A 17361-nucleotide genomic window follows, 5' to 3' on the forward strand; every position below is an offset into this window, starting at 1 on the left:
CAGAAACACGATCCCGCCGACCACAAGTGCTGCAATCCCGGCCAGCTGAAACAGGTAAAACAGGCTGGCATAATCATCAGAATTCACACCATTAACCCCCAGAACGGACCAATTTTGCTCGTTTTCTTCGAAATAGATCCTCGCGTTCTATTTCTTCAAGATAATCTTCAATGTATGCCGCGGTGTTATAGAGCGATGGAATTAAAAGATTTGCAAGTGCGTTAACCCTTCTCCGTGTTATTGTAATCTGGTCTGCAAGACGCACAAGAGAGCCTTCTAGTTCTGCAAGAGCGAGAGTTGCCTTCACCGCCGTCTCACATTCCCGGTATGCCACATCCAGATGGGCGGATGGCACGGAAAGCGAATACCCCGGCTCGGAGAGATCACGGAAAGGATCAGGGATGAATATGGCAGGAACCGAAGTCCCCATCACCATGCCATTGTCAAATCGGATCTCCTCTGCAGGTTTTGTCAAAGAAAGTGCTTCGTTCAAACCACGCAGCCCCATTACCATTCCAGCGCGCTGCAGGGGTGGATAAGCGGCAGCAAAGGCTTCTTCAGCATCCCTACGCAGGTCTTCACGCATCTCACGGAGACGAAAGAACTCGATCACCATCGTATCCAGTTTCTCCTGCAGAAGTTCATGCCCTTTCTCTGCCACCACAATACGTTTTCGAATCTTCAGGAGTTCTATCCGCGTGGGCCGGATTCCACGGATTTTTTGCCTGCTCACCGCTTGTCACCACCATGATATTTTTCGGTCAGAACCGTCGGAATCCGGTTGAGTTCTTCCACCGGGAAGGGGTTGAGGAGGTTCCATGCGATGTCCAGACTCTCCGTGATCGTCCGGCCCCTTACACGTCCCTGGCCGATGAACTCACGTTCAAAACGTTCTGCAAATGTGAGATAGCGACGGTCTGTGTCACTAAGCCCCTCTTCACCGATGACGGCCACAAGGCTCTCCAGACGCCTGCCCTTTGCATAAGCAGCATAGAGTTGGTCTGAAACAGCACCGTGGTCTTCCCGAGTTTTTTCCTCACCAATGCCACCAGACATCAGACGGGAAAGAGAAGGAAGGACATCTATAGGCGGATAGATGCCTTTGCGGTACAGGTCTCGTGAGAGGACAATCTGCCCCTCAGTAATATATCCGGTAAGGTCAGGAACCGGATGGGTGATGTCATCATCCGGCATGGATATGATAGGCAGTTGGGTGATCGAACCCTGTCTTCCGTAAATCCGTCCGGCACGTTCAAAGATGGACGCAAGATCCGTATACATATAACCGGGATACCCACGCCGGGCAGGCACCTCATCACGGGCAGCAGAGACCTCACGCAGTGCCTCGCAGTATCCAGTGATGTCCTGAAGAATGACAAGGATATGCATCCCCCGATCAAAGGCGAGGTATTCTGCAGTGGTCAGGGCAAGGCGGGGGGTTATAATCCGTTCTATAGCGGGGTCATCAGCACGGTTAACGAAGAGCACCGCATGCTCCAGTGCACCGGTATCCTCAAATTCATCCAGGAAGAACTGTGCGTCCTCATTTGTTATCCCCATGGCACCAAAGACCAGTGCAAACTCCTCATTATCCCTGAGCACACGTGCCTGCCGTGCGATCTGGGCAGCAAGAGCAGAATGCGGCAGACCGGAACCGGAAAATATCGGCAGTTTCTGGCCCCGTACAAGAGTGTTCATCCCATCAATTGCCGAGATCCCGGTTTCGATGCAGTCTTCCGGGTAGGCACGGGCCGTCGGATTGACCGCCGCACCGGAGATATCCATAACCTTTCCGGGAATCACCGGCCCACCGCCATCCACAGGAGCAGCAGCACCGTCAAACACCCGCCCGAGAATTTCAGGGCTGACAACCATCTGCATCGGAACACCCATGAACCTGACCGAGGTAATATCCGTGTCGATATCCCGTGTCCCGCCGAATACCTGAATGACGGCAGTATCAGAACGGCTCTCCAGCACTTCCCCCATGCGCGTCCCTCCACCGGGAAGGCGCACTTCAACAACCTCGCCGTATGCCGCATCACTGACACCGGACACCACCATCAGCGGGCCTGCCACCCGGACAACAGACGTGTACTCACGAGAAGGTGATGTCATACGGTTCCTCCTTCGAGACGATGGAATGCATCTTTCATCTCGCAAAGGGTCTCCTCAAAATACGTTTTGAAGTCAGCATTTGGAACCGCACCGAGGCGCTTCAGGCGTTGTCCCACCGGGAGCGCTGTGATCACAGAGACCGACACGCCGTTCATAACCGCCTCTCTTCCGTATCGGGCATATTCGGTAATGAGTTGCATCATCATATACTGCTTCTCAAACGGACAGAAGGTATCCACCGGATCAAAGGCATACTGGACAAGGAAAGATTCCCGGACATACTCGGCGATATGCAGAGACAATTTATCCTCCTCGGGCAGGACGTCAGGTCCTACCAGCTGTACAATCTCCTCAAGTTCGCTCTCCTTCTGGAGAATCGCCATCATCGTACTGCGCATATCTCCCCACTGATTTCCTGCGTTTTCGTTCCACCAGGCCTCTACATCATCCGGATAGAGCGAATAGGACGTGAGCCAGTCAACCGCCGGGAAGTGGCGTTCATGGGCAAGGTCCGCATCCAGCGCCCAGAATACCCGAACAACACGAAGGGTATTCTGTGTGACGGGTTCAGAAAAGTCACCACCCGGCGGTGAGACAGCACCGATGACAGAGACCGAACCCTCTCTGCCAGACGGCCCAAGGACCGTCACATGTCCCGCCCGCTCATAAAAACCCGCCAGTCGGGAAGCGAGATAGGCAGGATATCCATGTTCCCCCGGCATCTCTTCAAGCCGTCCGGAGATCTCCCGCATCGCCTCTGCCCAGCGGGAAGTGGAGTCGGCCATCAGGGCCACATCATAACCCATGTCACGGTAATACTCGGCGATCGTAATGCCGGTATAGACTGATGCCTCCCGTGCGGCAACCGGCATATTTGATGTGTTGCCGATAAGAACTGTCCTCTCCATCAGAGGAACTCCACTCTTCGGATCTGTGAGAGCAGGGAACTGGCGCAATACATCAGCGAGTTCATTGCCCCGTTCCCCACAACCCACATAGATGATAATATCCGCATCCGACCACTTCGCAAGCTGATGCTGCACCACTGTCTTGCCTGCCCCAAACGGACCCGGCACCGCAGCAGTTCCACCTTTGACAATCGGGAAGAACGAATCGATGACCCGCTGTCCGGTGAAGAGCGGAGCTCCGGGTTTTAGTTTTTCTGCAACCGGCCTCTCCTCCCGCACCGGCCAGCGGCGGATCATAGTAACCGGTTCCTCTTTTCCCTCCACGGTGAGAACGATTGCTATCCCATCTGTCACCGTATACTCCCCGGCATCTGCCACAGAGACAAAAGTGCCCTCTATGCCATGCGGTACAAGGATGGAATGCGTGAACCGCCCTTCCTGCACAGTCCCGATGACTGTGCCGGGCGTGGCCGCAGTTGATGACTTTGATGTTGGAGTGAATGCGTACTTCCGGTCCCGGTCGAGGGCAGGGAATGAGGCACCCCGGACAATGAAATCACCCATCCCCTCCCGAATCATCTCCAAAGGGCGCTGTATACCATCATAAACCATACCAAGAAGACCCGGTCCGAGTTCAACAGAGAGCGGCGCACCGGTTCGTTCCACCGGTGCACCCGGTGTGAGACCAATGGTGTCCTCATACACCTGGATGGTTGCCACATCCTCCGACAGACCAATAATCTCTCCGATCAGGGCAGTCTTTCCCACGTGGACGACCTCATACATGAGTGCCCCCCGCATCCCGTCCGCTTCCACCACCGGCCCGGTGATCCTGATGATATTTCCAGTCACTTCCCTGCCCCCGGCATATGCCTCCCGGCAACTTTCCTGACAGCTATACTCACGGCATCCTCACCACGAATTGGGCCACCCGGACCGGGAATTCCGATGACTACCGGATATACTCCCTGTGAGGGAGGGAGAGGAATCTCTTTCAGATACCGATCCAGCACACAGATCACACCCACATCGGGGCGCTCAAGCACCTCTTCCAGGGCCCAGCGAGCCTCCTCTGCATCCTGACAGACGATGCCTTCGGATATCCCCCCGGCCCTGCAGGCAAATACCGCCATATGATCGCCAATCGCGATGATCTTCACTCTTTCACCTCTTCTGTCACAAGCACCCGTCCAATCTCTTCCGGAGGGAGTGACTCGGCAATTCCCACCGCTATTGCCTGCATATTCTGCGCCTCGTAGCCAAGTGTTACAAGATACCGAAGAAGCGGGCCACTCTCCAGATGATATTGATTAGATACCGCACGGACAACATCAAGCATGCACAGGTCGAGAGCTGCTTCAAGCACGGGAATGTCCTCATCCTTCACTGCATCCGGATGGCGGGAGAGATATGGCTCGTACGTTGTCCCCACAAGCGCCTGAATCAGATCCGGCAGGGATCCAGCACGGATAGCATGGTTCAACCGGTCACCGCTAAGTTCAAATCCCCCTTCCAGGATAAGATAACGAGCGACGGATTCCTTTCCCGCTCCAACAGAGAGAGAACGGGCCAGTGACCGGATGTTTGCAATATCAATCATCCGACCGGCCACCTCTGTTACCGGCGGCGAGAGAGAAATGTCCACACTCTGTGCCGCGAGGGAAATATTTTCAAGGAGAGCGATCTGCACCAGGGCAAAGAACTGTGCATGGTCACCTGCTGCCTCACGGTATGCTGCAGCAAGCACAGGACCAAATGGTGCCGGAGCAAATCTGCTGAGAGCATCCTCAGGCCCCGCAGCATGAACCGCCGTGCGGATCATCTCAGGGGTCAATGACCCGACAGAGGAAACCTGCCGCTCAATGTCTGCGGGGGAGACATCCCCCCCCATACTAAGAATGATCCATGCAGCCTCCCGTGCCGCAAGCATATCCCTGTATGCTGCAAAGAAGTGACTCACACTGTCCGGGACATTTTCAGTAAGGCTTACCACCCTCCCGTAATAATAGCCGCGGATAGTCTGTTCTGCAATCTCAATATTCATCTCTCCTACAGATGGAAAGGCGTACCCGGCAGCCCGGAAACGGTCGAAGAGATCATGCAGGGAATGTGCCTCACGTACGACCGAGACCGTCGCCCATTCCACCATAGGGTTGCCAATCGCCCGCACCCGTGCATCCGGCCTGGCAAACACCGCAATATTCAGGATGACACGGAAGTATCCGGCCGATGCCGCAAGCACCAGGCCCATGAGAATTGCAATAGCAAGGGCTGCAACCAAAAGAGCCGTGCCGCCGTCTCCTGAGAGGAGTCCTGAGAATATCGGGGAGAGAGAAAAGTCAGTCATTGCCACCATACAGTATACACGCGGTTTCACGGGTCAGGCGCTCACGCATTCGTTCACATCTGGCTGAAAACCGCTGATCACACAGGCGACTTCCGCAGGCGACCACAAGGCCGCCACCCCTCCGGTCTCTGCTCATCTCCTGAAGGAAGGCCATGCCAATTCCCGGAAATTCCGCGAGGGCCGATTCTACGGCATCCCGATCTCCCTCCCGAAAGAGCACCTGACACTCACCGGGTCCAACGATCTCCAGTCCCTCCGCAATGAGTCGCTGTAACACTTCCGGATATATTGGCATACCGGGAAGATGAGAGAGTTGCTCTTTTGCACCGGAAAAACACCTGTCGATGCCGTCTTCGCGTGCCTCCCGCACCCCGCCCCGTGCCGCAAGCTGTGCCCGTGCAAGAATCTTCCGGCGCCGTGCCGCAGCCTCCCGCCTGCCATCATCAGAGATGGTTGTGTATACCGCATCTGCTGCAATTTCGCCCTCACTGAGGATAAGGGACACCTCATTGTCTGCCGCACGAATGATACGGGTAGCTTCCTCAGCTGCATCCGCATTCATCCGTGCAATGATCTCTTCCACACCCATTCACCCACCTCCGAAGAGTCCGATACCGAACATAATGAGGACGGCAATAAGGAGCCCGAATATCGCAAAGGTCTCTGCCATCACGGCAAATACGAGGCTTGCCCCCATCGCATCACTCCGCTGTGCTGTGGCTCCAATACCCGAGGCGGCAGTCATACCCTGCCCGATGGCTGAAAGACCGGCAAGGCCAACGGCAAACCCGGCCCCCATTGCGGCAAGTCCTGCAGCGGCCGTTGCCGTGACATCGCGGGTGATCATGCCAGTGAAGGCCATCACGAGGATCGCCACCAGAAGACCATAGATAGCCTGTGTCTCGGGAATAACGGTAAAAACCAATGCCTTCCCAAACATTTCCTCTTTTTCAGCGGTGGCAGCAATGCCTGCCGAAGCCGCAATACCCTGACCAATTGCAGAAATTCCGGCAAATCCAACAGCGAACCCACAGGCAATGGCGGCAAATCCTGCGGCAAGGGTTGCGGTGAGATCCCGGGTGATCATACCGGTAAAGACCATCAGAAGAATCGCAACCAACAGGCCATATATGGCCTGTGTCTCGGGGATAACCGAAAACACCAGGTTCTTCCCGAACGTTCCCTCATGCTCGGCAGTGGTTGCCGTACCCGCCGCAGCGGCGATCCCCTGCCCAATGGCAGAGATTCCGGCAAGGCCAACGGCAAATCCACACCCAATGGCGGCAAAGCCGAGGGCAAGGTCTGCAGAAGGTTCACCTGCGATCATTCCGGTAAAGGCCATGATGAGAATCGCAATCAGCAGACCATATATGGCCTGCGTTTCCGGGATAACCGAGAATACAAGATTCTTCCCAAAACTCTCCTCATGCTCGGCAGATGCAGCCGACCCTGCGGCGGCGGCGATCCCCTGCCCAATGGCAGAGAGACCCGCAATTCCCACCGCAAGACCACATCCAATAGCAGCAAGACCGGTTGCCTCAGTGGCCGTCGCATCCCCCGTCAGAAGTCCGGTGAAAGCCATGATGAGAATCGCAACCAGCAGACCATATATGGCCTGTGTCTCGGGGATAACCGAAAAGATGAGACTTCGCCCCATCGCGGAGTCATGTTCTGTGGTGGCCGCAATGCCTGCAGAGGCTGCGATTCCCTGCCCGATGGCAGAGAAACCGGCGATGCCCGTTGCGAGGCCAGCACCTACGGCAGCAAGGCCAAGGGGAAGGGGCACCTCTCCCCCTCCACCGCCGATGATACCGGTTGCAAGCAGGATAAGGACGGCAACCAGAAGGCCATACATCCCCTGGGTCTGTGGCACCGCCTGGAAGACCAGTGCCCGCCCAAACTTCTCCGGGCGGACCGCAATGACCCCTGCACCGGTGGCTCCTGCAATCCCTACGCCAATACCTGACCCGATGGCGGAGAGTCCGACGGCAAGCCCTGCTCCCGTCACAGCGAGAATGGTACCTGCATCAACGGCCATCGCTTCCCTCCTGTGGTCGGGTATGCTTCCGCTGGGCGGCGAAGGGGGAGAAGGGCCTGCCGCCCGCATCAAAGAACCTGCCGAAAAACTCTACATACTGGAGACGAAGTGCGTGAATGAATCCTCCAAGGCACTGAAGAACCAGATTTGCTGCATGACCACCCACGGCGAAAAGGACACCTGCAATGACAAAGACCGGTCCCGCTCCGGCAATCATGACGGAGAGGATATTGATCATCATCGCAATGCCGCCGGTGGCAAGGGCAAGTGCAAGGATACGGGAATAACTGAGCCAGTCGCCGAGGTAACCGGTGATTGAGAAGAACCCAAGCGGACCGTTACTCCGGAGAATACCCGCAATAGCGACAATGGCACCACCCCATGCAAGAGTGAAAATAAGAGGCGGAAATGCCGCCCACCCAAAGAATGAGAGGATGAGGACTGTGGCACAGGGCTGGAGCAGAAACCAGGTGCCCTCCGAATAAAGCATCCTTTTTTGTTCACCGAGACGGAGGTGTTCATATGCAGCAATTCCCAGACCGAGGTTGAGATGGGCAATTCCTATCACGAGCGCCAGAATGAGCAGAGACAGGGGATCGTTCAGGGGTTCAATGATCGTAAACGGCATGCTAATGTCGAAGAGTGACGGAAGATTACCAAAGAAACTGCCCATCAAAAGGCCAAAGAACGTGCCCGCAACACCGCAGGCACAGAGAACGACGGCCAGATCATGGGCGGTGCCCGGCGTACGGCCAACCCCCCGAAGGAGGAATGCAGCAATAAGTAGGAGAAGGAGGCCATACCCGGCATCTCCGAGCATGAGACCAAACGTGAAGACCAATACCGGGGCAAGGAACAGAGTCGGGTCAATTTTGCCGTATGAAGGCATACCGAACATGGCGGTGAGAAACCCGTACGGTGCCAGCCAGCGGGGATGGTCAAAGGCAGACGGGATGTCACCGGCGGCGGGTTCCGTGGTGCAGAAGGTGAGGCCGCCTGCCGAATGGTTGCAGAGTGCCTGTATTCGCGGCAGGTCACGTTTTTTTGTCCACCCCTGCATGACAACAAGGGACCCGGTTTCACCAAAAAGCGGGGAGGCATCCTCACGTTCCCGCATGACCGACAGTTCCTCTGCCATCGCTTCAAGCGGCGCAAGATGCCTCCGGGCGATATCTTCAAGGGATGCACGAATCTTGTTTTGTTCCTTCCTGAGACGGTCTCTTTCGCTCTGAATTCTCACAATTCCTGCCGATGCCGTACCCTCCGTTGTCTCCGGGACAAACTCCCGGAATGCCAGTGCCCGAAGCACCCGGTCTGTTTCAGCGACTGCATCAGGGTGCATAATGGTTACGACGGTTGCCAAGCGGTCTCCCACGCCGCAGAGGAGAAATGGCACGGCAAGAACCGGTATCTCTTCTCGCAGATGCGCCTCAATATCTGCGCATTCACCTAGGGAAATTATCCCGGCACGCACCTCCAGAAGGCCCCCCATACCAAGCCTGCCGGGTTCGATGCCAAAAGGAATCAGCAGGCGGAGCATCTCTTCCTCATCATCAAGTCGTGCCAGACGTTCAGTGGAGGCAGTATCACGGGCATGCAGGGTAAGTATGACATCTGTTATTTCTGAGAAACTGGCCGCTTCATCAAGAGCTGATGCGGCATCACTGACCGGGAATCGATATCTTTCATCTTCCGGGCGGGCAAACAGTTTAAGAAACGGATTTTTCTCCGGGATGTGCACTCTAAGAATCTCAATAGCCCGTTCAATACGGGATCGGGCCTCTGCAAGATCAGGAACAGCCGACGAACGCCGGCACGGAATAAGGAGAGGAAGAAGCTCTGTCTCATCTGCAATCGCACGGAGTTCAACCACTCCGGCCTCGTGCAGGGCGGAGATCATCGTCTCCCGCACGGTGGTGTGCACCCCTACCGTAAGACGTACCATCTCAGCGGGTCTGATCATGGCCGGTCACCTCCCTGACAACATAAGTAATGGCTTCATCAATCCGTTTATCAGTCACATCCCGAATGGCCACAATCTCCTCTTCAGCCGCCGCACGAATTGATTCCGCTTCCGCCGCCGCCTCCTGTTCCACGGCAGCGATGTGTACTGCTGCTTCAGCCCCGGCTCGCTCTCTGGCAGCTGCTTCTTTTGTCTGGGCATCGGCATGGGCTTTCCGTATGCGATTATCCGCCTCTGTGCGTGCCCGCTCAATTTCTGCCAGCGCTGCCGCTTCTGCCTCCCGAATACGAATGATCTCCTCGAATGGCACACAGACCCCCCGTGTCTTGATATCTCCCGCAGTCATTAAGCATTTCGGCCCTACAGAAAGGGAACAGGTGCTTTTTGTAAGTTAGGTAAGAGATGACATATCATACGAACCAGCCAGAGAGGAAATGACAAATGAGTATATTTAAGTAAGAACCATACCTATCTTAGTAGGCACTACAACACTGCTGATATAGTGTAGTCCGGCCAATCATGCAGGACTCTCACTCCTGCGACTGGGGTTCGAATCCCCATATCAGCATTTAAGACTGTTTTGTTGTTCTTTTGATTAATTAGTCGCTTGTCTGTGTTTATTTAGCAACACAAGCGCCGACTATGACGCCGCCATCGTGCGGCATTACATGAACATAGAAATTAAAGCAGGGGTCATCCAATACCTGAGATTTATCAGGAATGCGGTCCGCCATCCCAACGGCGCTGCCATCCGATGATGAGCTGATTTCCACAGACAATGCATTTTCAGCGGACACTTCTGTCATTTGGATGTTTTCGGCCGGAGCGACAGGAGAAGTCTGTTCATCTAGACCTGTGGTAATTTGAGAGTTCTGGACATTTGCAGGTGTTGTATTCAGCGTAGGAACTTTTGTGAATATTTCATCAGATCCTTTGTTATCAGTGCATCCTACGCAGAAGATAAACGCGACACTTGCAAAACAAACTATAGTGATCAAAATCAGCCTTTTCTCCATAATTCAGACCCCACACAATTTGTATTGAAAAATTCAAAATGAAATAAAAATATTTGCCCGGCATAGGTATTTGCCAGATCGGTGAATTATTTTGGCAAAGCAATAATCCCATAAATCGGAATTATGCATGCATCATGCCGGATGTACTGACGATGCACCTAAAGGGTGGACATTCTGCCGTTACCGATACCATTCTGAATAAAATTCATTTGGAAAAAAGGGCCCCATCTCCACTTCAGGAACATTTCCGACATATGTATGCCAATATCAAATATAACGCGAAAATATCAGCAATACTGTCCCAGCACCAAATAAATTATCAATAAACATCATTTTACCCATCTATTCCATATTCTCTACTATGCTGATTCGATTAACAAAAAAAATGATGATTTCAGGCATACTCGCTATTTTGCTTGCATGTATGCTGGCATTACCGCCCGTATCCGCATGCACCATCTTTGCCGTCACCCCCGGCGCCTCAGACGATGGTTCGATGTATGTTGCCCACACGAATGACGGTGTCGGCTTTGACTGGAGAAACTATGATGACATCAGCCTCGTATACGTCCCCCCTGCAGACTATGCGCCCGGGGAGATGCGTCCCATTGCATTCGATCCCAACAGCGGATCAGATGCGGCCGGAAATAAGGCAGATGGCAGTTCCGAGGCAATCCTCGGGTATATCGAGCAGGTTCCTCACACCTATGGCTACTACACCGCATCCTATGGCATGATGAATGAACATCAGCTGTTAAGTGGCGAGTGCACGGACTATGCCAAAATCGAGCTTAGTGCCGAGGAGGGAAAGAGAATATTCTATTCATCCGAACTTTCCAACATTGCCCTTGAACGTTGCACAACCGCACGTGGGGCAATCGAACTGGTCGGTGAACTGATTGAGACATACGGATACTACGGAACAGGAGAGACCCTCATCTTCGCCGATCCAAAGGAAGCGTGGGTCATCGAGATGTGTTCCAGTCCGGAAGGCACCGGTGGTCTCTGGGCAGCAGAAAAGATACCGGACGGCGAGGTCTTTGTGGCAGGAAACGAGTTCCGGATTCGTGACATCGAACCGGACAACCCTGACATGCTGTATGCAACAGACCTCTTCCGTATCGCAGAAGATAACACCATGTGGTCACCTGCTGACGGGGCACTCGACTGGCTGGAAGCAACAAGCTATGGTGAATACTCACATCCATATTATTCCCTGATGCGGGTCTGGAGTATCCAGGATCGGCTTGCACCCTCATTTAACCTGAGCCCGTATGTGGAGAACTCCTACACGGAAGCGTATCCGTTCACAATCACACCCGATGAAAAGATCAACCTGACAACCGCGTTTTCACTCTACCGGGACCATTATGAGGGAACGGAATTCGATCTGACAGAAGGCGTTGCCGCAGGGCCCTTTGGCAATCCGTACCGCTATCTCGGCCCTGACGATGCCCACACCGATTTCCAGAACGAGTCGTTCATCGAAGTCCGTGCGGGTGCAAATCCACGACCTGTCTCTGCAGTGTTTTGTGCATACAGCTATGTAGCACAGGCACGGGCAGACCTCCCCGACCCTGTGGGTGGGGTACTCTGGTTTGGCCCGGCGGTTGCATATGAAACCGTATATGCACCAATATACGCCGGCGCGGAAAATGTTTCAGTTCCCTATGCTACCGGCGATCGGGAGGTCTACGACCCGGACGCCGCCTACTGGACCTTTGATTTTGTCACCAACTGGGCAATGCTCCGCTATGATGCAATGATTGGAGATATCCAGGCAAAGCAGTCAGAACTGGAATCAGAATCTATTGCAGCGGTCAGGACAACAGACACCAGAGCAGTTGAACTGATTCAGGCAGGAGACGAAGAAGGGGCACGTCAACTGCTTACCAACGTTACGGTAACACGCGGCGATGAAATCATTGATGAATGGCATGCCCTTACCGGAATGCTTGTCGTAAAATACTCAAACGGCCTGATTACCGATCCAAAGACCGAAAATATTGAAGAATCCGGTTACCCGGCATGGTGGTCACAGGAAGCAGACTACCAGTATGGGCCCAGAGTGTATGAACTTGACAAACTCCGCGAAACAGACGGCCTGAACTATACCGGCCAATCCATATGGGTCCCAAAGAATGCATCGTTTTAGGAGATACTGGGTCTTATCTGAAACCCGGCATCCCCCCTTCACAGACGAACCTTGGCACATCATGCAGACACAGAATAGGAGGAACATACCCTGCAGAAGAATATCGGGGCGCTGAGAAGACAAAGAGAAAATATTAGCTCCAAACACGCAGGTGCAGTGTATGTGGCACAATCCTCCACCAACGGTGGACAGATACCAGCTGTCGGTACATCAACTGATATCCGGCACCGATGTGCCTGAACCGGAATCCACACAAATAAATGGAAACTGCTTAACTCCAACACAAGTCATACTTCTTTTTGGCCCATAAATGGCACATATGAGCATATGAGTAGAAATTATCTCGTGGCTGTGCTCCTTGTTGTAGCGCTTGCCTGCTGTATGGTATGCGGATGCACATCCGATACCACACCTGCAGACACCACTCCGGTTGCAGGAGAGACAGAATCAGCAGAATCCCTCGTGGTCTACTGCGGCGCCGGGCTGCGTGAGCCAATGGACGAAATCGCACAGGTCTACCAGGAACAGACCGGGACTGAAATCAAGTACACCTACAGTGGATCAGCACAACTGCTCTCCCAGATTGAGCTCCTCCAGGAAGGAGACTGCTACATGCCAGGTGCAAAGTCGTACATCGACTCTGCTGACGAGAAGGGATTCATCAACTCCAGCGAGAAGACCATCTATCACGTGCTTGCCATCGCCGTCGCACCCGGCAACCCGAAGAACATCACCTGTCTTGAAGACCTGACAAAGGACGATGTGCGTGTCGCAATCGGCGAACCGAGCGGCCCTGCCGTTGGAAAATCTGCTAAGAAGATGCTGGAAAGTGCAGGATACTGGGAGGACATGCAGGACAACATCGTGGTACAGTCCGGAACAGTCAACGAACTCCTGGTGTACATGAACATGGACCAGGCAGATGCTGCAATCATCTGGGAAGACCTCCTCGACAACTCAGACCTTGAACAGGTGGACATCCCGATTGATGAAGGGTTCATCAAGGTGATCCCTATCGGCACACTCTCATTCTCTGAAAATCCTGCAGATGCACAGGCATTCGCTGATTTTGTCTCATCAGACGAGGGGAAGGCAATGTTTGTGAAGCACGGATTTGAATGCTACCCCTGTGCAAAGTACGAGAATGCATAATTCTTTTTTCCCACATTTTTTCTACCACCAGAGGCACTAAACCTGCAGGCGCGGTGCGGCCACCGGTTCATTATCCACCCAGATTCTACAAAATCACGGAGCGTGCAGATTTTCCCAAAACGGAACAAAGGGAAACATACCAAAAATAATGATATTAATTTAATATTATAAACTCAGAGGTAAAACTCATCACATTTTAAAAAAAACGTCCAATTATTACTCACATGAGTAGAAAATACGGGATCGTATGCGCCATTATCGCGGCGTTCTGTCTCTGCATGGTTTGCGGATGCACCTCAGATGCAGCACCTGCAACTGATGCAGTACAGATAAGCACTGAAGAAAAATCGCTGATCGTGTACTCCGGTGCAGGGCTCCGTGACCCAATGGACGAAATTGCACAGGTCTACGAGGAAAAGACCGGCACCGAGATCAAATACACCTACAGCGGTTCAGCACAACTCCTCTCCCAGATGGAACTGCTCCAGGAAGGGGACTGCTACATGCCAGGTGCACGTGCATATATCGATTCTGCTGCTGAAAAGGGCTATATCAACAACAGCGAGGATGTCATCTATCACGTGCTTGCAATCGCCGTTGAACCGGGCAACCCACAGAATATCACCTGCCTGAAAGACCTCACTGAAGACGGGGTAAAGGTCGCTATTGGTGAACCCACCGGCAATGCCGTCGGAAAGGCCACCCAGAAGATCTATGAGAAGGCAGGACTCTGGGAAGAACTGCAGGACAACATCGTCGTCCGGTCAGGCACCGTGAACGAACTCCTGGTATATATGAACATGAAGCAGGCGGATGCCGCTATCATCTGGGAAGACCTCCTCGACAACTCTGACATCGAACACGTGGATATCCCACAGGAAGAAGGGTTCATCAAGGTAGTTCCGGTGGGCACCCTGTCATTTTCTGATAAACCCACAGAGGCACAGGCATTTGCTGACTTCGTCGCATCTGATGAGGGAAAAGCCATCTTTGTGAAACACGGATTTGAGACATACCCATCTGAGAAGTACGGGGATGCCTGAAACATTTCTCCTTTTCAAAATAACAGGAATAATCTTGCATGACATCTACAGAACCTGAGAAGCAAATGAGGTTTGCCGGGCATTTCTATACAGAAAAAGACCGCACGAAACCGCCCATTAAGTGTGAACCATTCAAAATATGAGGTAAGAGGAATATCATATGACAGATATTATTTTCAAACCAATCGGCATCATCCACTCAGAACACACGGAACATGAGAACACCCCGATTCAGGGGATATTTAACCCGTCACGTGGGCAGGTTGAAGTCTTTGAAGAGTTTGCAGAAGGACTGCGTGACATCGAATCGTTTTCCCATCTGATCCTCCTGTATCACTTTGACCGTGCTACCGGAAAGAACCTGACACAGAAGCCATTTTTGGACGGAGAGAAGGAGCGTGGCATCTTTGCCATCCGCCACTTCAACCGCCCGAACCCCATTGGAATCTCTATCGTGCGACTTCTTGATGTGCACGATAACATCCTCGAGATCGAACAGGTGGACATTCTGGACGGAACGCCACTTCTCGATATAAAACCCTATGTTTACCAGTTTGACCACCGCGAAGAGGTCGAGAACGGATGGGTAGATAATACCCACATGGATGACATCGGAGCGTGGAATGCAACTCCCAAAGGCCTCAGAGATAAGGAAAGGACCAATCGTGAAAAGTGACCTGCGACGCAACTGGGTGAAGATTGTCACCATTTCAGTGGGCCTTGTGCTCACTGCATTTATCATCGCTCTGCTGCTTCTGGTGGTAACCCACCCGTCCCCCGCCGCAGTGATTGAATCCCTGATGTCAAAAGAGATCCAGTTTGCCATCTACCTCAGTCTTGCCACATCTATTGTATCAACGCTCCTGTGTGTACTGATTGCAGTCCCTGCCGCCTATGCGCTGGCCCGATATGATTTCTGGGGAAAGAGTTTCGTGAGCACCATTCTCGATCTTCCCCTTGCATTACCGCCACTTGTCGCAGGTGTGGGACTTCTGCTCTTCTTCGGGACAACTTCAATCGGCGATTTCCTGGAGTCCATCGGCATCGTCTTTGTCTTCACCCCCCTTGGCATCATCATTGCCCAGTTCTTTGTTAATATGCCATTTATGCTGCGGATCATGCGTTCCACCTTCACCGATATCTCACCACGATATGAATATGTGGCGTGCACCCTCGGTTGTACGAACCTCCAGGCGATCTGGCGGGTGACCCTTCCGATGGCTGTGCAGGGATTTCTTGCAGGTGCGGTGATCACCTGGGCAAAGGGTATCGGTGAATTCGGTGCTGCCCTGATGATTGCGGGCGCCACACGGATGAAGACCGAAACACTACCCATCTCTCTCTTCCTGAACATGTCCTGCGGAGAACTGGAGATGGCCATATCTGCTGCAATCATTCTGATGGTAATATCGGTGGTATCACTCTATATCTTCGAATACTTCGGAGGATCGGCTAAATTCTGAGCCGGGTGAACATCATGCTGACAATAGAACACATATCAAAAGATTTAGGCGAGTTCATCCTCGACGATGTCTCTCTCACCGTCGAAGATGGCGAGTACTTTGTCATCATCGGACCTACCGGGGCCGGCAAGACCATCCTTTTGGAGACCATTGCAGGTGTCTATCCCCCCGATTCCGGCACAGTATCCCTTGATAACCGCGACGTGACCTTTGTACCTCCCCGTGAACGAAACATCACGATGGTATACCAGGACTACATGCTCTTTCCTCACCTGACTGTTGCAGAGAATATCGGATTCGGCCTGAAGAACCGGAAATGTCCAGTGGATGAAATTGCACGAAAAGTGGCTGAGGTGGCAGATATCTTTGGCATTGGTCACCTGCTCCACCGCTACCCGGAAACCCTTTCCGGCGGAGAACAGCAACGTGCAGCCATCTCCCGGGCCATCATCCTTGAACCGTCTATCCTGCTCTTAGACGAACCCCTGAGTGCACTGGACGGTCAGACACGGGATCGTCTCAGGGTTGAACTAAGACGCCTGCATGCAGCCTATAAGACAACAATCATTCATATTACCCACAACTTTGAGGAGGTATTCTCTCTTGCCTCACGGGTGGCAGTGATGCACAATGGTAAGGTAATGCAGGTAGGGACACCGGACGAGGTGTTCCGGCATCCGAATTCAGCGTTTATTGCAGAATTCGTCGGTGTGCAAAATATCTTCAGTGGCACCTGCATGAACACAGACGGACTCTCAAAAGTCACGGTGAACGGGACAGACGGCCCACACCTCATCTGTTCATCGCTGTGCACCAGTTCTCACGATGTCACCGTCACTATTCGTCCGGAAGATATCATGGTCTCCTGCACCCAGGTTGATTCCACTGCACGAAATTCCTTTGCAGGCGTCATCACGGATGTCTCAGATAACGGATCAATGGTGCGAATCGCCGTTGATACCGGCCTGCCCTTCATTGCTGCAGTCACACGACAAGGGTGGCAGTCACTCTGTGCAGAGATCGGGGACAGAGTATATCTTACTGTTATGGCACAGTCCGTACATATCTTCTGACCATCACCACATCCCCCTAATTTTTACCCATATGTCCCATAATTGCGGCACCCCTCTTTGACTGCCTGAAGAAAAGCCCGCACAG

At 53.1% G+C, this 17361-nt stretch carries 16 protein-coding genes and 1 tRNA gene; 7 read left to right on the plus strand and 10 right to left on the minus strand.

Going from position 1 to position 17361, the window contains the following annotated elements; translation table 11 throughout:
• Nucleotides 1-91: 91 nt before the first annotated feature.
• Genes OU421_RS01950 through OU421_RS01990 form a run of 9 tightly spaced genes read right to left on the minus strand, consistent with a single transcriptional unit; the run spans nt 92 to nt 9720 of the window.
• On the minus strand, nt 92-733 hold the full coding sequence (locus OU421_RS01950; RefSeq protein ID WP_268186917.1) for a V-type ATP synthase subunit D: 642 nt from the start codon (nt 731-733) through the stop codon (nt 92-94).
• Nucleotides 730-2118 (minus strand): V-type ATP synthase subunit B, encoded by a 1389-nt coding sequence (locus tag OU421_RS01955; RefSeq protein ID WP_268186918.1) that lies wholly within the window; start codon nt 2116-2118, stop codon nt 730-732. Before OU421_RS01955 ends, OU421_RS01950 begins: the two co-directional genes overlap by 4 nt.
• Nucleotides 2115-3878 (minus strand): V-type ATP synthase subunit A, encoded by a 1764-nt coding sequence (locus tag OU421_RS01960; protein ID WP_268186919.1) that lies wholly within the window; start codon nt 3876-3878, stop codon nt 2115-2117. The genes OU421_RS01955 and OU421_RS01960 overlap by 4 nt, the downstream gene beginning before the upstream one ends.
• On the minus strand, nt 3875-4186 hold the full coding sequence (locus OU421_RS01965) for a V-type ATP synthase subunit F (protein ID WP_268186920.1): 312 nt from the start codon (nt 4184-4186) through the stop codon (nt 3875-3877). The genes OU421_RS01960 and OU421_RS01965 overlap by 4 nt, the downstream gene beginning before the upstream one ends.
• On the minus strand, nt 4183-5373 hold the full coding sequence (locus OU421_RS01970) for a V-type ATPase subunit (protein WP_268186921.1): 1191 nt from the start codon (nt 5371-5373) through the stop codon (nt 4183-4185). Before OU421_RS01970 ends, OU421_RS01965 begins: the two co-directional genes overlap by 4 nt.
• Nucleotides 5366-5962 carry a V-type ATP synthase subunit E gene (locus OU421_RS01975; RefSeq protein ID WP_268186922.1) on the minus strand — a complete coding sequence of 199 codons (597 nt, stop codon included), beginning with the start codon at nt 5960-5962 and terminating at the stop codon, nt 5366-5368. The genes OU421_RS01970 and OU421_RS01975 overlap by 8 nt, the downstream gene beginning before the upstream one ends.
• Nucleotides 5963-7411, minus strand: a complete 1449-nt coding sequence (locus OU421_RS01980) for a V-type ATP synthase subunit K (protein ID WP_268186923.1) — start codon at nt 7409-7411, stop codon at nt 5963-5965.
• Entirely contained in the window at nt 7401-9374 is a 1974-nt protein-coding gene (locus tag OU421_RS01985; RefSeq protein WP_268186924.1) for a V-type ATP synthase subunit I, read from the minus strand. Before OU421_RS01985 ends, OU421_RS01980 begins: the two co-directional genes overlap by 11 nt.
• Nucleotides 9358-9720 carry a V-type ATPase subunit subunit G family protein gene (locus OU421_RS01990; protein ID WP_268186925.1) on the minus strand — a complete coding sequence of 121 codons (363 nt, stop codon included), beginning with the start codon at nt 9718-9720 and terminating at the stop codon, nt 9358-9360. The genes OU421_RS01985 and OU421_RS01990 overlap by 17 nt, the downstream gene beginning before the upstream one ends.
• Nucleotides 9721-9867: 147 nt before the next feature.
• Between OU421_RS01990 and OU421_RS01995 the strand changes: the two genes are divergently transcribed.
• Nucleotides 9868-9942 (plus strand) — tRNA-Glu (locus OU421_RS01995).
• A 49-nt stretch (nt 9943-9991) separates the two neighbouring features.
• Here the strand turns inward: OU421_RS01995 and OU421_RS02000 are convergent.
• The gene (locus tag OU421_RS02000) at nt 9992-10390 is read right to left on the minus strand and encodes a hypothetical protein (protein ID WP_268186926.1); all 399 of its coding nucleotides are present in this window, start codon (nt 10388-10390) and stop codon (nt 9992-9994) included.
• Nucleotides 10391-10751: 361 nt separating this feature from the next.
• On the opposite strand from OU421_RS02000, the gene OU421_RS02005 reads away from it, so the two are divergent.
• The 6 genes from OU421_RS02005 (at nt 10752) to OU421_RS02030 (ending at nt 17276) form a co-directional block, all read left to right on the plus strand.
• Nucleotides 10752-12545, plus strand: coding sequence for a dipeptidase (locus OU421_RS02005; RefSeq protein WP_268186927.1), 1794 nt, complete (start codon nt 10752-10754; stop codon nt 12543-12545).
• 327 nt (nt 12546-12872) lie between these two features.
• The gene (modA, locus tag OU421_RS02010) at nt 12873-13697 is read left to right on the plus strand and encodes a molybdate ABC transporter substrate-binding protein (RefSeq protein WP_268186928.1); all 825 of its coding nucleotides are present in this window, start codon (nt 12873-12875) and stop codon (nt 13695-13697) included.
• Between the two features lie 224 nt (nt 13698-13921).
• Nucleotides 13922-14740 (plus strand): molybdate ABC transporter substrate-binding protein, encoded by an 819-nt coding sequence (gene modA, locus OU421_RS02015; protein ID WP_268186929.1) that lies wholly within the window; start codon nt 13922-13924, stop codon nt 14738-14740.
• Nucleotides 14741-14900: 160 nt separating this feature from the next.
• The gene (gene tsaA / locus OU421_RS02020) at nt 14901-15416 is read left to right on the plus strand and encodes a tRNA (N6-threonylcarbamoyladenosine(37)-N6)-methyltransferase TrmO (RefSeq protein ID WP_268186930.1); all 516 of its coding nucleotides are present in this window, start codon (nt 14901-14903) and stop codon (nt 15414-15416) included.
• Nucleotides 15406-16203 carry an ABC transporter permease gene (locus tag OU421_RS02025; RefSeq protein WP_268186931.1) on the plus strand — a complete coding sequence of 266 codons (798 nt, stop codon included), beginning with the start codon at nt 15406-15408 and terminating at the stop codon, nt 16201-16203. Before tsaA ends, OU421_RS02025 begins: the two co-directional genes overlap by 11 nt.
• 14 nt (nt 16204-16217) lie before the next feature.
• Nucleotides 16218-17276, plus strand: coding sequence for an ATP-binding cassette domain-containing protein (locus OU421_RS02030; RefSeq protein ID WP_268186932.1), 1059 nt, complete (start codon nt 16218-16220; stop codon nt 17274-17276).
• The last annotated feature ends 85 nt before the right edge of the window (nt 17277-17361 follow it).

This window comes from Methanogenium organophilum, from assembly GCF_026684035.1.
Classification (GTDB): domain Archaea; phylum Halobacteriota; class Methanomicrobia; order Methanomicrobiales; family Methanomicrobiaceae; genus Methanogenium; species Methanogenium organophilum.

What these genes read in the sequence shown, in the direction of transcription:
- OU421_RS01955 (WP_268186918.1), bottom strand. Translation starts at nt 2,118, where the DNA reads ATGACATCACCTTCTCGTGAGTACACGTCTGTTGTCCGGGTGGCAGGC.
- OU421_RS01970 (WP_268186921.1), bottom strand. Translation starts at nt 5,373, where the DNA reads ATGACTGACTTTTCTCTCTCCCCGATATTCTCAGGACTCCTCTCAGGA.
- OU421_RS01975 (WP_268186922.1), bottom strand. Translation starts at nt 5,962, where the DNA reads ATGGGTGTGGAAGAGATCATTGCACGGATGAATGCGGATGCAGCTGAG.
- OU421_RS01980 (WP_268186923.1), bottom strand. Translation starts at nt 7,411, where the DNA reads ATGGCCGTTGATGCAGGTACCATTCTCGCTGTGACGGGAGCAGGGCTT.
- OU421_RS01985 (WP_268186924.1), bottom strand. Translation starts at nt 9,374, where the DNA reads ATGATCAGACCCGCTGAGATGGTACGTCTTACGGTAGGGGTGCACACC.
- OU421_RS01990 (WP_268186925.1), bottom strand. Translation starts at nt 9,720, where the DNA reads ATGACTGCGGGAGATATCAAGACACGGGGGGTCTGTGTGCCATTCGAG.
- OU421_RS02000 (WP_268186926.1), bottom strand. Translation starts at nt 10,390, where the DNA reads ATGGAGAAAAGGCTGATTTTGATCACTATAGTTTGTTTTGCAAGTGTC.
- OU421_RS02005 (WP_268186927.1), top strand. Translation starts at nt 10,752, where the DNA reads ATGCTGATTCGATTAACAAAAAAAATGATGATTTCAGGCATACTCGCT.
- modA (WP_268186928.1), top strand. Translation starts at nt 12,873, where the DNA reads ATGAGTAGAAATTATCTCGTGGCTGTGCTCCTTGTTGTAGCGCTTGCC.
- modA (WP_268186929.1), top strand. Translation starts at nt 13,922, where the DNA reads ATGAGTAGAAAATACGGGATCGTATGCGCCATTATCGCGGCGTTCTGT.
- tsaA (WP_268186930.1), top strand. Translation starts at nt 14,901, where the DNA reads ATGACAGATATTATTTTCAAACCAATCGGCATCATCCACTCAGAACAC.
- OU421_RS02030 (WP_268186932.1), top strand. Translation starts at nt 16,218, where the DNA reads ATGCTGACAATAGAACACATATCAAAAGATTTAGGCGAGTTCATCCTC.